The sequence below is a fragment of the Kutzneria sp. CA-103260 genome, assembly GCF_018263855.1.
Lineage (GTDB): Bacteria > Actinomycetota > Actinomycetes > Mycobacteriales > Pseudonocardiaceae > Kutzneria.
Window position 1 is genome coordinate 6,843,563 of record NZ_CP073318.1, and the last position, 16,193, is coordinate 6,859,755.

Here is a 16,193-nt window from a genome sequence, read left to right on the forward strand (position 1 = left end):
GTCAGCCTTTCGCCTTGCGTCCACGCGTTGCGGCCGCCGGCCGCCACTCGCGCAGGTCGTTCTCGGTGAGCTGGTGCTTGGCTCGTTGGCCGTCCAGGTACGCCTGGTACTCCTCGGCCGGCGTGCCACCCCACTCGTCGTCGTAGTCGCCGTGCCACTGCCTCACCCACGGCATCAGCTCCTGCAGGCCGGCCAGCAACGGCTTGATCTTGTCCGTGTCCCAGCCGGCCTGATCGGTGCGGTCGTTGACCACGTTGACAAGCGCCTGCGCCTGGTCCTTGTGGTCCCAACCCGCCCAACCGAGCAACAGCGACGGGTCGGAGTCGGGGTTCGCGTCCGGGTAGGAGATGAAGCGCTCCTTCGGCACGTCGAGCTTGCCGCGCTGCGACCAGTAGCTGGTCTTGCGGAAGTCACCGGAGCCGTACTTCTCCGGCACTGGGATGTTCAGACGCTTGCCGGTACGGTCCTCTTCGCGCTGCAGCTCCCAGGTTCGTTCCCATTGCTGCCGCTTCCGCAGCCCGGAGTCCTTGTAACGCAAGGCCGCTAGGTAGGGCACGTGCTGATCGGCGACGATCGACTCCAGCACCTGGGCGAGGGTGAGGTCGCGCTTGCCGAGGTGGTCGGTGGCGTAGAGCTGCGCCACGGACTGCATGTCCGCGTCGTCTCGGAACTGGTCCGCAAGCTGGTTGACGGTGAGCGCTCGGGGCTGCTTCATACCGTCGCGCAGCATGAACCACAGGTCCGGCTTCTCGCAGCGGTCCAGCAGCCAGGTCCGCAGCGCTTCGGCTTCCTTCTTCTCCCACGGCTGCGTCGCCCATCGACGTTTACACTCCGGCCGCTCGATCAGCGCGATGTCCTTGCGCTTCTCAATGATGTCGATCCGCGCCTGCACGATGTCCCGATACCACTGCGGCCAGTGCCCCGGAATCTCCGTGATCGGCGTCGACCCGTGTCGCGTGAACCAGGCCGTCTCCGCCTCGCCTGCCGCCACCTTGCGCGCGAGCACGATCTCGAAGGCCCGCTCACCAAGCTTGATCTCCGGCACCGTGTCGAGGTCACCTGCCGTGAGCTGGGCAACCTCGGCGTCGGTCAGCAGGCCGTAGGAGCCATACACCTGCCAGTCCAACTCCTCCTGCAGTGCAATCATCTGCCGCCGGATGCGCCCGTGCTCGGCCTGCGCGGCGGCTAGGACATCTCGAGTTGGGACGGCAGCCTCAACCGCAGCCGACGGCTCTTGGCTTGCCAATCGTTGTGCCAGAGCATCAAGGTTCCGACCAAGCTCAAGTGGCGGCTTCTCCGGCATCGGGAAATCCTGCAGCTTGGTGCCGGTGAACTCGTAACGCTCCTCCCATTCCTCGTCTTGCAGCCCCCGCCCCAGACCACTGCCACCCTTGCCTTGGCTCACCTGCTTCAACCAGAAGCACGCCGTAGACGAGTTCAACACCCCAAGCAGAGCCAGGTGATCATCTTCACTCGCCACCTCCGGCAACTTAATCACCGGCGCGTGGCGATTATGCAATCTTTCGCCACGACTCAACTCAAAGTTGTTGTGCGTTGAGACACATGCGAACGTCAGAAGAAAATCAGCTTTGGTTCGAGGCCAAGACAGCATAATATGCTCATTCCAGGCCATCCCACGTTCCTCTCGAGTCTTACCAAAGGTCAAACTCGAGCGCAGAACAACCCTGAACGGCCAGAACAGGACAGTACCCTGGAGGTGAACGGCAGCTTCTTGGTTCACATATGGCCATATCGCAAATCCGGCACTAGCCTTCCAGTCCCGAACATCGTCGCCAGTGGTAAACCTACGCCACGCGACTCCCACCACCCTCCATTGAACAGGAAGCCAGTCGGCCGAAAACACCTCATCGTCACCAAGAATTACATGAAAGCCGATTGATCCATCAATTCGATTTCCAAGCGCCTCGCGACGCTGTTCAAGAGCGCTTCGAAGGATGCCGGCCCCACCACCAGAAAGACTCCATGGATAGGAGCTAAGTTGCCGGCGCGGCAGGTCCTCAACACCAACCCAGTCGGATTCACTGCCCGGCTTGTCAACCTGTCCAACAATAGCCGACCAGACGAGACCGTCCGCAGCAACCACTGGTTGCGTAGGTTCACCGCGTACACCAAGTACTGCTCGCAACGACTCTTCAGGTCGACCAACATGGTTGCGGCCTATAAGGATGACCGTCGGCGTTCCGTGGCCAGGTATATAGGCACCCGACGTATCGATCACATGGGTCAAGTGGACGGTCGGGAAGAACTGTTCGATGAGCTTCTTGCCGAACTCGCGTTTCATGAATGAGTTAGCGGTAATCTGACCAACGTAACCTGCAGATCGGCCGGAACCCGCTGTTCGGATGGCCAACTGAAACAGGCACTGAACGAAAGGAACGGAGAGAGCATACTTTCCCGAGCAGGCGCTGTAAGCCCGGTAGTTCTCGTTCTCCTGCTTGTCCTTTGGGGTGATGTAGGGCGGGTTGCCCACCACAACGTGATACGAGCCTCGCTTCAGCAGATCACATGAAGCGAACTCGGCAACATCTTCGGTGCGGTACTTGTATGTCTCTTCCGACTCGAACAGGTCACCCTGGACACCTGGTGCGCCAGCCCCATGCAGGAGCGAGTCGCCGACTGCGACGTTGATCGGGAACGTCGATGCCTTGGACAAACGCCTCTCGTCGGCGGCCTTCAACGCAGCAACCAGGAGTCGGAAGCGGGCGATGGAGGATGCGAACGGGTTCTTGTCGCAGCCGTGCACTGACTCCATCGAGCGCTTGATCAGCGTCCAGTCATCGGTGCCGGGCTCAGCGGCACGCCACTTCTTCAAGAGCCGATGGAAGATGCCGAGCAGGAAGTGCCCAGAGCCACACGCAGGATCGATGGTGCGCAGGCCCTTGAGACCGAATTCCTCGACCGCCGGCTCCAAAGTCAGGTCGAGGATGAACTCCTCGACGAACTCCGGGGTCTGCAGCAGCGCGTAAGTCTTGCGGGCATGTTCGGACAGGTCCTGGTAGAGGTCGCCGAGGAAGCGGGTGTCCCACGTGTCGTCGGTGAAGTCGTAGCGGATCTCACCGTCGTCACCGCGACGACGCCAGAAGCCGAGCAGCGCGGCGGCGGCCTCAAACGACGGGGTGATCTCCCACATCGGGTTGTAGCGCCGGTCGAACAACCCCGCCACAGTCGGATGCGAAGCAGCCAGGTGATCGATCGCGGCGACGATCCAGTCCCGGTCGTTCAGCTGCGGGTGCTCACGGAAGAACGCCTCGTGCCGCTCCTCCGCGTCCGCCAGCCGCTCCCCGGGGCCGGCGATGAACGGCCACTCGATGAGCTGGTTGTCCTCACAGAACCGGACGAACACCATACCCAGCACCCACGCCGCCGCCACCTGCGTAACCCGCTCGTCCCGCCACGCCTCGTACGTCGCTGCGGTGCGGTGCGCCTCGAACGCAGCGTCGTACTCGGCACGCAGCGCGGTGGCGAACTCGTCGACCTCCGCGCTGCGCACCCGCAGGTCGTCCTCGAGTACGGTCACCTGCCGACGCAGATCCTTCACCAGCTCGGCCTGGTCAAACCCACGAGTCGCCAAAACTACGTTCTCCTCCATCAGCTGCACATCAGGCCGCGCTACCGGGCTCACCGCGGAGCTTGTCCAAGAACGTACTCGTCACGACGACGCGCTCGGAGTCGTCCAGCACCTCGACCGTGCGCCCGTCGATCTGCGGGGTCTCCATCGGCGACTCGGCCGGACACAGCAGCCACATGCCATGCGGGACATCGGTCGGCCGCCGCGCCGCCTGCTGCAACGTGACGAGCGCGTCATGACCGCCGTGCTCGTAGTAACGCCCGAGCAAGCCGGCATCGTGCACGAAGAGCACCGCACCCGAAGTAGCGGCCGGATCGGTCAGCCGCTGGATGACGCGCGTCCACGCTGTGAGCACATAGGAATTCAAGCCGCGGGGCATCTGGCCGGTCTCGCTGAAACGGGCGTCCACCGCGAGCACCCGGCCCCAGTCCTGCCCGCGCTCGGTCACCAGATTGCGAAGCTCCGCCAGGAAGACCTGGTTGAGCGCCACCTCCCGGACCGGATACGCGTGAGCGATCAGCTCGGCCGTGCCCGGCAACTGCTTGCCCCGCAAGGTGAGCGCGAGGAACCCACCCCGCTCGACCTTCGTCGCCAGCTTGCCCTCGATCATGGCGAGCGGGTCCAGCCCATGCGCGACCAGCCGGTTATGGGCACTCATCGACGTGTTCGACGCGGAGGCAGTCCGTGACGACTCCGGAGTCGGCGGCCGGAACTTCTTGACCTCGGTGTCGTACTCCAGCGGGAAGCCCGCCGCCTTGAGCGCCTCCTCAAGCTGGACATGGGTCAGCCGCTCGGCGATCTCCAGCTCCGGGAAGCGAGCCCGCACGCGCGACAGCAGGTCGTCCGCGCTGATACCGCTTTCCCGGCGGACCCCGGCCCCCGCCTGGGCGATCCGCAGTGCCTTGGCAAGGCCCAGCCGGCGTGGATACAACTCAAGGCGAGGCGACCCAGCGGCCTGCTTCGAAGCTGCGGCTGCAAGCGCGACCAACCTGGTGTCGGCGAGCGGCGCCAGGCTATCCGGCGAGGCAACGGCCCGAAGCTCACGCAGCACAACGCCACGGCCCGGCAATGGGTCCTGCTCCACCAGCTGATCGGCGCACCGCCCCAGAGCCACCGCATACTCGGCCAACTCCGGAGCGCTGGGATCATCCGTTCCAAGAAGCGACTCACACGCGACCAACACCAGCGAGCCGCGGCGCAGAACTGCCAACCGAGGGCCACTGTCCTCAGCCGTCAGCGACTGCTCAGGGTGCAAGCCCGCCCAAGTCTCGGCTTCAACCGCTGCCCGCACGACAGCCAGAGCCTTCGCCATGACCCGCTGAGGACTGTCATCAGCGGCGCCGTGCCGTGCGCGCACGGCCACCGCCAGCTCCTGCACAGTCATCACACGGCCGGCCGCCGTAACTGTCTCGACCAGCTCCTCGCGTACGCCGTCCAGCCAGGTCTCAGCCGCCCAGGTCTTGACCGCCGCCTGCTGGTGTCGCGACACCGAAGCCTGGGTGATGCCGAGCTGCTTGGCCACCTGGTTCTGGGTCGGCCACTCAGGCATCTCGGAAACTTCGGCCAACCCCAACAACAAACGCACCACGTCTGCTTTGGACGAGCCCTTGCGGCTGCTGCGCGGAGCGAGCCGCTCCGCCATGTCGTCCACAGTCAGCAGACCGACCGGTGCTTCGTCGTGCGCGGTTTCCGCTGACTTCGCAACGGCCTTGGTGGGCTGCGCGCCGGGTTTCCGCAATGCCGCTGTCCACTGCTTGTGCCGGCGGTTGAGTTCCTTGCGGATGACCGCACCAGCCCCGCGCGCCTTCGCGATCTGATGCAACGGCACGTCGAGCAGCTCAGCGACAGTCGTCGCGCCGAAGCTCTGTGCCACGGAAACCGCGCGGGGGCTCAGGCCTGCTGCCTCCAAGGACGTGCTGAGCTCGGCTGCCGCAGCGTGGGCGTCCCTGGTCTCCTCGACCGAGTCCGAGTCCATGCTGACGGTGGCCGGGGTGGTCGCGGGCTTTGCGGCGTCGGCCTTGGTGAACACGGCTCGCCACGCGTTCTCCATCTGCGCCAGCGTGTCGAACCGTTCGTTGACGTCCCGGTGGAACGCCCGCAGGAAGAATTCTTTCAGCCCGTCGCTGAGAGCAGGCTCGAACAACTCGACGGCGATGACCGGTGTCTGATCGGTGGTTGTGCGGGGATCGGTGATCCCGTCTCCCCAGATCGGACGGCCCGTCGATGCCATCTCGTGCAGCGTGACCGCCGCCGCGTACCGCTCGGCGTGGTCATCGAAGACGGGCCTTCTCGGGGTGTCCAGGAACGGATCGATGTATCCGGCCGTGCCTGCCTTGACATCCCGCTCGGAGACTCCGTGCAGCGAGAAGTCGAACAGCATCAGTTGCTTGGACCGGTCAGCACGTCGCAGAATGCCGAAGTTGTCCGGTTTCAGGTCCCGGTGGCGGATTCCTTCGCGAGCGAGCTGGTCGAGCGCGGTGAACAGGTCGGCGCCGTAGCGCTCCAGCTCGTGGTAGGTGAGCCGCCCCTCCGCTCGCAGCCTAGCGCCGAGTGAGAGGTCACCCGCGTATTCGAGATCGAGCACTGTCCTATCGCCCAGGACCCGCGGTCCGTCGAGCAAGCGCACCACAGCGCCGCCGCCGACAAGGTCCAACGCCGCTGCCTCGGCACGGAGCCGATCCGCCTTCGCCTCGTCCAGTGCGACCTTCAGCACTCGACGGTCTCGGACCTGGTCCTCGTCCTCGTCGTCCTTCGGTCGCGTGACCAGCAGGACCCGAGCGGTCGCTCCGGTTCCAAGAACCCGCTCAACCATCCAGTCGCCGCCAACCAACTGGCCCGGCATCGCCGTCAGCGGGTCGACACCAGACGCTGGACCTGGCACCGGCGAATCCTGCTCAACCAGGTCGAGCGCTTCAAGGAACGCGTCCGCAGAGGCAAGGCGGTCTGCGACGTCAGCCCTCGTTGCCCGGTAGATCAGACTGTCCAGTGCGTCGGAGACGCTGTCGGCGACAGCGTAGAGGTGCAGGCCGCCTTCGGTAGTAACCCGATCGACCAGTCCTGCTCGTTCTGTCGCGGGTGCCTGACCTGTGACGATCAGGTACGACACGGCCCCCAGTCCGAATACATCCAGGTCAACAGGATCCGCGTACTGCGTGTAGAACTCAGGCGCGAGGTAGACGTCGGCCGCGTCCGCGATGTGGTCGCCGCCGAGCGACGTGTTGCCCAGGGACGACACTCCTGTGGTGTCGAAGTCTCTTGCGGCGCTCTGCCAGTCGATGACACGCAGCACCGGCGACGAACCGTCGTCCTTGGCCGACACATACACGGACCGCGCTGCCAGGGCACGGTGGTACAGCGACCGACTGTGTGCGTACCGCATCGCTTCACCGAGCTGGCGCACCAGGTCCAGACGGACCTCAGGAGTCAGCTGGTCGCCGAAGACCGCCAGGTAGGAGTCCAGTCGCAGGTCCGAGACACGATGCCGGAAGAGGATCGCCGGACCACCCTGGTGTTCCCGGATCTCCACCGCCTGCGCGATTCCACGATGCGTGATGCCCTGCAACACCTGGTACTCGCGGCGGGCGGCACGCTCGACGGACTGCCTCCGTTCCTCCGTCGCCTGCAGCTCGGTGAGGTAGATCCGTACCCGGCCCTCCTCACGCACAATGCCGTTGCGTTCGGCGAGGCGGTCTTCCCAGGTGGGGCCGGCGTCGAGTGGGTCAGTCGCCAACTTCCAGTCGTCGCCGAATCGCAGGTGCGCGGTCGAGGCCCGAATGCCGATCTTCTCGAGAAGTTTCGGCAGCACGTGCCGAGAGAACTCGGGCGTGACACGTTGTGACTCTCGCTGCGGCGGCTTGGCCAGCAGATCACGCCATATCCATGGCAGCCCGCTGCTGTCGTCGTCCCGCGCGAAAACTCGTGTGGCCTGGACGTCGTCTAGGTGCGACTCGAGTCCTGGTGCCGACAAGAAGACTGCCGGCTCGACCCGGGGGACTCGCTGGCTGATCTTCAGCTGTCGGGCAGCCCACTCCAGCCGGCCTTTCAGCTCTTTTGACTTGAGGTCGGTCAGGTGCAGTGGGTTGCGGAGCGTCCGCTCCCGAGTGCTGCCGTCGCGGTAGAAGCTCCAGGTGTCCCCGTTGTTGATGACGCGCCCCGGGTGGCCCTTCAACTCGACTAGGTAGAGCCCACCGGGCACGGCGATGAGCAGGTCGCACTCGTTGATCCGGCCGGAGGCTGCGGTGAAGGAGAAGGTGGCCCATGCGCGGTACGGCTCGGCGTGCGGCATGAGGCGCCGCACGTGGTCGAGGCCGTCTTGCTCCCATGGGTACTCCGAAGGCCGCTCCTGGAACCAGCGCTTCAGGCGGGGTGGGGGACCGGGCTTCGGCGCTGCCGGTCGCTCCTCTGACGCCACGTTCGTCTCTCCCCGAGGTTCTCTGCGCTACTGAGCCGTCGATGCTACTGCGTGGCAGCGCTGACGGCCCTGGCTATTCGGTTAGCTCGCCTGCCCGTCACCCAGTTGGCACACGAGCATCGCTCACCACGACTGTCGCGTTACTACCATCACTGACACCGGCTACCCGTAATACAATCCGCCTCTTGCAGTATCAGAGGGAGATCGCGACCGGTTCAATCTAAACACGAACAGACAATTCACCCTATATCACACAAGACTTTCAACTTTCAGAGACGGACTACAGATCACAAGAATTACCTTCCGACGAGCATGCGAGCTCGATTCCATAATTGACCGCAGCGGCGTGACAACCGGTATCCCTCGGACGTCACTGATGCACAGTCGACGTTGCGGGCCCCACTGCCGCCACCCGGTCTGACCCCAAGGTCGGTGTGGGTGTCGCGAGAAGCACTACCGCCGCGTGATCGTGAACGCGATCGCCTGACATCGGCGTCGAGCGTGCCGTTGCGTGAGGCCGTCGGGCTCGTGTTGGGCGCGGAGGTGCTGGGCGGGCTGACCTTCGGTCGTTATGCAGTCGTTAATGCTTCGTCAGCGGGGCCATCCGCTAGCCAGGCGCGCACCGGGACGCGGGTGGCTACAGTAGTGCTCGAGCCGGCCGAGCTCGCCGCGCGCGATCTGACGGGATCACCTGAAGCTCGAGGAGTCGATCACCGACGCGCAGTACTCATGTCGGTCGTGGACGGCATCAGCGGGGCACAGTGAACGCAGGAACACGGGCCGATTCCCTGAAATAAGGGAGACCTGGTTGCACATGTCGGTGAAACTCCCTTCAGCCCAACGCGATGAACGGAACCGAGCAATGTCCGGAACGCCCGATATGGCCTTGATGCCCGAACACCGCGCGCTTCTAGCGGTGGACGTGATCGGCTCAGGAAGCAGCCGACCCGAACACCTCGGCAGCATCCCCGCACTGGTCGGCGACCTGACCCAGGCAGCGCTGCGCGCTGTCGGTCTCAGTCGCGATACCGCCCATGATGACCAGTTCACCGGGGACGGATTCCTACGCGCGTATCCGAGCAGGTTCCTGCCGACACTGATCGACATGGTCAGCGTGCTCGACGAGCTCCTGGGCGCACACAACAAATCCGCGAAGCTCGAAATCCGCCTTCGGGTGGCCGCGCACCTGGGCCCACTGCCGGCCGACCGTGGCCTTTACCGCCCAAATATCGAAGTCAGCCGGCTGCTCGGCGCAGCCACGTTCAAGCAGGTCGTTTACCACTGCCGGAAACGCATCACCGCGGACGCCTTCACGACCGCCCTCATCCTCTCCAACAACGCCTACAAGACTGTGTTCCAAGGGGACTACACGCGTGTGATCACCCGTAATGAGTTCGCGCCCTTGCTGATCACGAACAACGAGTTCAACGAACAGTCGTGGGTCCGCGTCGCCGGAGTCCATCCGACCCAGATCAGCAGCATCCCGCTCGCGGAACCGGCTCCGGCGTCACCGAAGGAATTCGCCCACACGCCGGACAATCCGTCCGACGAGCGGTCGATCAGCAACAGCGTAACAGTCCACGGAAACCAGGTAATCGGAGATGGAAACACCATCAATACAGTCCAGGGGAACCAGGTCACCGAACACGGCAACGCCTTCTATACAGCTCCCAACCTCAACGTAAGCAATTACGTCGGCGGGAGGAACGCCGGAGTTCAGACCGGCACATTCAACGGAAACGTCAACCAAGGCGAGCAAGGCAAGTACGTCGTGGATGCCGACCATGCCGAAGGGGTGCAGATCGGTGATGGCAACACCCAACATGTCGACCTTCGGCGATCTTCTTCCGAATACTGACCACAGGCATTGACAATGAGCACGGATCGGAAACCGGACAACCAGCCTGCGCTCGACCCGACGGCAGACGCAAGCAGGTCCTCCGTCGACGCCCGCCACGCCACGGGCGTACAGGTGGGCGAGGGCAACACACAGATTATCTACAGCTACGGCGCAGGAACGTGGACTGAGGGGGCTGTTCCGCGGCAGCTGGTCGATGTCCACGGGGCGGTCGAGTCTCCCTATCGTGGGCTGGCTGCGTTTGACGAGCGGGACGCGCCGTTCTTCTTCGGCCGCGAGAGCGCCGCCCACGACGTGTTGGAACGCATATCGGAGCGCTTGCAGGGGCCGGGTTTGCTGGTGGTGTCGGGCGTCTCCGGTGCGGGCAAGTCCTCGCTCATACGAGCAGGGGTACTACCACTGATCCGTGGAGCGGGGCTGGCATCGGCTGCGGAATCAGCATCTTGGCCCTGCCTGGTGTTTACCCCGGGGCGGGCGCCATTAGACAAGCTGGCCGTGCACGTGGCGTCCGTCGCGGGAATAGACGCCGCAACGGTGCGTCAAGGCTTGGATGAGGACCCGACCCGGTTCGCGCTGACCGCGGCACAAGCCGCACTGGCCCGCCCGGGTCGCTCATCGACTGACCCGGACCTGCCCATCTCGGGGCAGCGGAGACTAATGCTGGTGGTCGACCAGTTCGAGCAACTGTTCACCCAATGCCCTGACGAGGATCAACGGCGGGCGTTCATCACCGCCCTGCACGCAGCGGCGACCACGGGACACGGGAGCGGTCAGACACCGGCGGCGCTGGTCGTCCTAGTGATGCGCCAAGATTTCGAGGGACCCTGTGGGGACTACCCGCAACTGCAAACCGCTATCCAACAACGCTACTTCGTGGCACCGATGACGCCGCGACAGTTGCGGATGGCGATCAGCGAACCGGCGAAGAAAGCAGGGGCCTGCGTCGAGAACGACCTGATCGACCTGTTACTCAGCGAGATCCAAACCCGACCATCCACGTCACCGTCCACCGAGGCCAATCCCGGCTACGCGGTCTCACCCGCTGGGGTGCTGCCGTTGCTGTCCCACACACTGGATAAAGCATGGCGTCACCGCACCGGCGAGCACGTCACGATCAGCGACTACGAGTGGACCGGTGGCATCGAAGGCGCCGTTGCCGACAGCGCGCAACGCGCCTATGACCGCCTGACTCCGGACCAGCAATCTGCGGCCCGGCAGCTATTCACCAGGTTGACGACCATCAGCAGTGAAGGAGTAGACACCGCCGACCGCGCCTCCCGCAGCGAACTAATAGAAGGAAAAAGCGACGTCGAAGCGCGGGATATGGTCGCCGTGTTGGAGTCTTTCGCCGCCGAACGACTCCTAACCCTCGGCGACGATACTGTCGAGATCAGCCACGAGGTGCTGCTGACCGCCTGGCCGCTGCTCCGTGACTGGCTCGTCGACACCCACGGCGACCGCATCGTGCACACTCGACTGCGCGCCACCGCAACCGAATGGAAACGTGACGGTCGAGACCGCTCGTACCTCTACACCGGCAACCTGCTTGAAGCCGCGAACGAAGCAGCTGCACGGATTGCGGCCGATCCAGCTCGCCATGCACTGTTCAGTCAAACCGAGCAGGAATTCCTCCACGCCAGCCAGCGCATCCATCGGCGTCGTGTGCGCACGCGACAGGCGGCCATCGCGGCCCTTATCGTCTTCGTCATCGTTCTCGCCACGACCACGTTCCTGGTCCAACAAGCCAGACAGAGCGCCGACGACCAGCGTGACATCGCAGTTTCCGGACAGCTCGGCAGCGAAAGCGAAAACCCGAACAGAGACCCTATGGTCGCCAAAATAGATAGCCTTGCGGCATGGGGAATCAACCCATCCCCAGAATCCCGCTACGCCATGCTGACTGCCATAGCACGCCCCGAATCCATGCCGCCGACCAACACTGACGGCTCTGTTGATGTTAATTCGGTGGCGTTCTCTCCGGATGGCAAGACCCTTGCCACCGCCACCAAAGCCGGCGGACAGTTGTGGGACGTGGCGACTGACAAGCAAGTCGCCACTCTCAACGCCAACACGGCCTTTGTTGATTCGGTGGCGTTCTCTCCAGACGGCAAGACCCTCGCCACCGGCACCGTCACCGGCTCCAACACCGGTGGCACGCAGTTGTGGGATGTAGCCAGCGGCAAGCAAGTCGCCACACTCAACGCCAACACCGGCTTTGTTAATTCGGTAGCGTTCTCTCCAGACGGCAAGACCCTCGCCACCAGCACCAACGGTCACAGCGACGCTAAAATCCCAACCGGTGTCACACACTTGTGGGAGGTAGCGACCGGTAGGCGAATAGCCAGTCTCAACACCAACGCCGACGCCATTGGTTCGGTTTCGTTCTCTCCGGATGGCAAGACCCTTGCCATCGGCACCCAAGCCGTCGGCACGCAGTTGTGGGATGTGGCGACTGACAACCAGGTCTCCACTCTCAACGCCAACACCGGCTTTGTTAAGTCGGTGGCATTCTCTCCAGACAGCAAGACCCTCGCCACCAGCACCAACGCCGGCAGTGGCACCGGTGCCACGCAGTTGTGGGATGTAGCCAGCGGCAAGCAAGTCGCCACACTCAACGCCAACACCGGCTTTGTTAATTCGGTAGCGTTCTCTCCAGACGGCGAGACCCTTGCCACTGGCACCAACACCGGCACGCAGTTGTGGAACGTGGTAACTGATAACCAGATCTCCATCCTGAACGCCAACACCGGCTTTGTTAATTCGGTAGCGTTCTCTCCAGACGGCAAGACCCTTGCCACCGGCACCCGCACCGGCACCGGCGCCGGCGGCACACAGTTGTGGGCTTTAGCGCCCCGCAAGCAAATGGCCACTCTCCACACCAAAGCCGGCTTTGTTGTCAATTCGGTGGCGTTCCCTCCGGACAACAAGACCCTCGCCGCCAGCGCCAACGCTCACAGTGGCACCGACAACAGCGTCGGTGCCACACAGTTGTGGGATGTGGCGACCGGAAAACAAATAACCCTTCTCGATGCTAACATCGGCTTTGCTCGTTCGGCGCCGTCCGATGCTAATTCAGTGGCGTTCTCACCGAATGGCAAGGCCCTGGCCGTCGGCGTCGCGACAGGCACGCAGTTGTGGGATATGACTACCAGAAAGCAAATAGCCGCGATTGATAATACTGTCGCCACTAGTACAGTGAAATACTCGCCGAATGGTAAGATTCTCGCCTCCGGCGCCGCAACAGGCACACAGTTGTGGGATGTTGCCAGCGGAAAGAAAGCCGCCACACTCAACACTGACACCGGCCTTCCACTTTCGGTGGCATTCTCGCCGGATAGCAAGACCCTTGCCATTGTAGACACAACTGGCACAAGGTTATGGAATGTGGCGACCGGAAAACAAATAGCCGCCCTTAACTCCGGCGCCGGCTATGCCAGTTCGGTGGCGTTCTCTCCGGATGGCAAGACCCTTGCCATCGGCACCACGATCGGTGGCACACAGTTGTGGGACGTAGCGACCAGAGAGCAAATTGCCATTCTCAAAGCTAACACGGGCTCTGTCGCCTCGGTGGCATTCTCCCCCGACAGCAAGACTCTTGTTGCAGTCACCGACACCGGCGCAGAAATCGGCACTGGAAATGGAACACAGTTATGGGATGTGGCGACCAGAAAGCAAATAGCCATCCTTAACTCGGACGCCGGCTATGCTAGTTCGGTGGCGTTCTCTCCGGATGGCAAGGCACTCGCTATCGGCACCGACGCAGGCGTGCAGTTATGGGATGTTCATTACCTGAATGATTACCTGCCGCAGTTGTGCGCCCAGGTGGGAGGATCCCTGCCGCCCGAGGTTTGGTCCCATTATGTGCCATCGGGCCCGACGTACCGGAAGGTCTGCTTCTGACGTCCGTAGATAGCCAAGCCCGGTCCCGAGAACGACCTCCATCGCGCGCATCTCGCGTTCGGTCGCCTCGACCTGCCGTAGCGCGGGGTTGCATGACGGCCTGCCCGGTGCCGCCCTCGGCGTTGAGGCCGTCTCGATGATGGCGAGCAGGTCGGCGCGGCGGTCGCCACGGCTGCGCGTAAAGGACCTGAAGCCCAGCGGCGCGCAGGCTCGCACCTGTCGCCAGCTCGTGGATGGTCGGCCAGAAGTGCTCATCGACCCAGAGCCTTCCGGCCACCTTGGCCGTGTCCACCGACGGCAACAGGGCGAGCTGATCGTCGAACCACTCGCGCCACGGCTCGTACTCGTCGCCGGTGGCGATCGGGTACCAGAAGGCTCGGTCGACCGGACGAGTGCGCGAGTACTTGACGCGCATGGCTCCGACGAACTCGGGGCCGAAACGGCGGTCGCCGACCTCCACGTTGACCATGGCTTATCGTGCGCTGGCACCGTGCTGCGCGTGTACTTGGTTTAGACCACGACTAGACCGCCGCGGCAAGGTCAGAATTTGATGGCGGGTGCCAGGGCCGTACGGGCCGCGGCCCACCCTGGCCAGCTGAGTGGAAGGTCCTCAGAGGCGGCATCCACACCTCACACCGCTCTCCCCAGCTGCAACGCCTGCCACTACACCACACCTGCACCGTCCGCCGGACGGTGCAACACCCGCCAAGCCCCCGCGACCATCGTTGTCCAGCATCATCTAGGGCAGGAATTTGCTCCGGGGGCCGGGCTGTCGGCGCCCTAAGAGCTTGTCTTACGTGGCGAGGGTTGCGAGTTTCTTGTAGCAGGTCATCCATGAAGGAGCGGGGCCGGTCAAGTCCTTGACGAGGACGAGCTGACATTGTTTTGCTGCTTTCCGGCTTGGTGTGGGCATGCGCGCATGAGGCGTCGGGGTCCAGGCTGGCCGCAGGCCACCCCACAGGGGCCTGGCCTTGACACCGACGTCGTGCGCGCGATCCTGGTTGTGCCGGAAGAAGCGGTGCTCCCCTCATTCTGTGGTCGGGGCAGGGGGACGTGAGGTCGCGTTCACCAGGCTCCGGACCAGTGCCGGAGGGCAGACCGAGAACTCAGCTGCCGGTCATCCATTCGCGTGTCGGCATGGTGAGCTGCGACCGTGACCAGACGGGGCCAATCAGAGCGGCGAGCACGCCACTATGAGGTGGGCCTCAGACCTGCTTCGGCCGCGCGTCTGGTCACGTCCGACCCCGCTCACGCCGTGTCCGTGACGACCTGGTTCGGGGCACGAATACGCCCGTCACGCAGGCCGTAGAACACGAGGGTGAGCAGCTTGCGGGCCACCGCGACGGTGGCGGTGTTGCGGCCTCGACGGGCGGTGATCCCCGCCCGGGTGGCCACCAGCCAGCCAGCGGTGGCCGGGATCTTCTGGGCGGCCTCGACCGCGGCCCACCGCACCAGGGTGGAGCCCTGCTTGGTGATCGGGCCACGGTGCACCGTGGTGTCGGACTCACGCTGGCGTGGGGTCAGTCCCGCCCACGAACACAACTGGCGGGGGCCGAGGAAGCGGTGCGCGTCCCCAATCTCGGCCACGAAGATCGCCGCCAGGGTCGGCCCGACCCCGGGAATGGCCTGGATCGCGGCGAACCCAGCGTGACCGGCCAACCGAGCGGATACCAGCTTGGCGGCCAGGTCGATCTCGAAGTCCAGCGACTCGATCAGCCGGCATAACGCGTTGACCCGTGCCCGATACGCCCGATCCAGCGGGGCCTGGGTCAACAGCTGTCGGCCGCGGACCCCGAACAGGTCCGTCACCGGCAGGTGCAGGCCCTGTTTGGCCAGCACCGCGTGCACCCCGGCCTTCAGACCGCTGCGGAGGTCGACCAGTTTGGCCCGGTGCCGCACCAACTCCCGCAGCTCGCGGGTTTCGGGTGGGGCGATCCAGGCTTCGGGCAACCGGCCCATCCGCAGCAGGTCGGCAAGGTCCGCGGCGTCCCGCACGTCGTTCTTCACCCGCCGATAGGCGAATCCCTTGATTCCCAACGGGTGCGCGAGGTGCACGTGGGCGCCAGCCTCGGCCAGCACGTCCGCGGCCCAGTACCAGCCGTAGGTGGCTTCCAACACCGCTTCCGGTTCTGGGCCGGCCTTGCCGAGTTCCTGACCTAACGCGATGGGGTCGTTGGTGATCCGGACCGTGGCCAGGTGCTCGCCTGCCGCAGTCTGGCGCACGATCACCGACCGGTGTCGGTGCAGATCGATCCCGACGAACTGTTGCCGTCATACTCAGACACGGGGGCCTCCTTCGTCGTGTTGACGTGAGAACCCGAGTGTCCGCTCGGGACCACGAGGAGCGGAGGCCCCGCTCCTTCATCCCATCAGATCACTGTCTCACCAGGATGAGTTCGCGGCGGCTCCGGCGATCAACTTCGCGCTGTGGGATC

General features: G+C 64.1%; 5 protein-coding genes. 2 read left to right on the forward strand and 3 right to left on the reverse strand.

Annotation, left to right across the window (positions count from 1 at the left end):
- Position 1: 1 nt before the first annotated feature.
- Together pglX and pglW are read right to left on the reverse strand one after the other, a co-directional pair.
- Entirely contained in the window at positions 2 to 3,610 is a 3,609-nt protein-coding gene (gene pglX, locus JJ691_RS30115) for a BREX-2 system adenine-specific DNA-methyltransferase PglX (protein ID WP_211762972.1), read from the reverse strand.
- A gap of 10 nt (positions 3,611 to 3,620) precedes the next feature.
- Positions 3,621 to 8,000, reverse strand: a complete 4,380-nt coding sequence (pglW, locus tag JJ691_RS30120) for a BREX system serine/threonine kinase PglW (protein WP_211762973.1) — start codon at positions 7,998 to 8,000, stop codon at positions 3,621 to 3,623.
- An 814-nt stretch (positions 8,001 to 8,814) separates the two neighbouring features.
- Here pglW and JJ691_RS30125 point away from each other — a divergent pair.
- Positions 8,815 to 9,858 carry a hypothetical protein gene (locus JJ691_RS30125; RefSeq protein WP_211762974.1) on the forward strand — a complete coding sequence of 348 codons (1,044 nt, stop codon included), beginning with the start codon at positions 8,815 to 8,817 and terminating at the stop codon, positions 9,856 to 9,858.
- Positions 9,859 to 9,873: 15 nt separating this feature from the next.
- Positions 9,874 to 13,758, forward strand: a complete 3,885-nt coding sequence (locus JJ691_RS30130) for an NACHT and WD repeat domain-containing protein (protein WP_211762975.1) — start codon at positions 9,874 to 9,876, stop codon at positions 13,756 to 13,758.
- 1,248 nt (positions 13,759 to 15,006) lie between these two features.
- Here the strand turns inward: JJ691_RS30130 and JJ691_RS30135 are convergent.
- Positions 15,007 to 16,011 (reverse strand): IS110 family transposase, encoded by a 1,005-nt coding sequence (locus JJ691_RS30135; protein WP_256449442.1) that lies wholly within the window; start codon positions 16,009 to 16,011, stop codon positions 15,007 to 15,009.
- Positions 16,012 to 16,193: the final 182 nt, after the last annotated feature.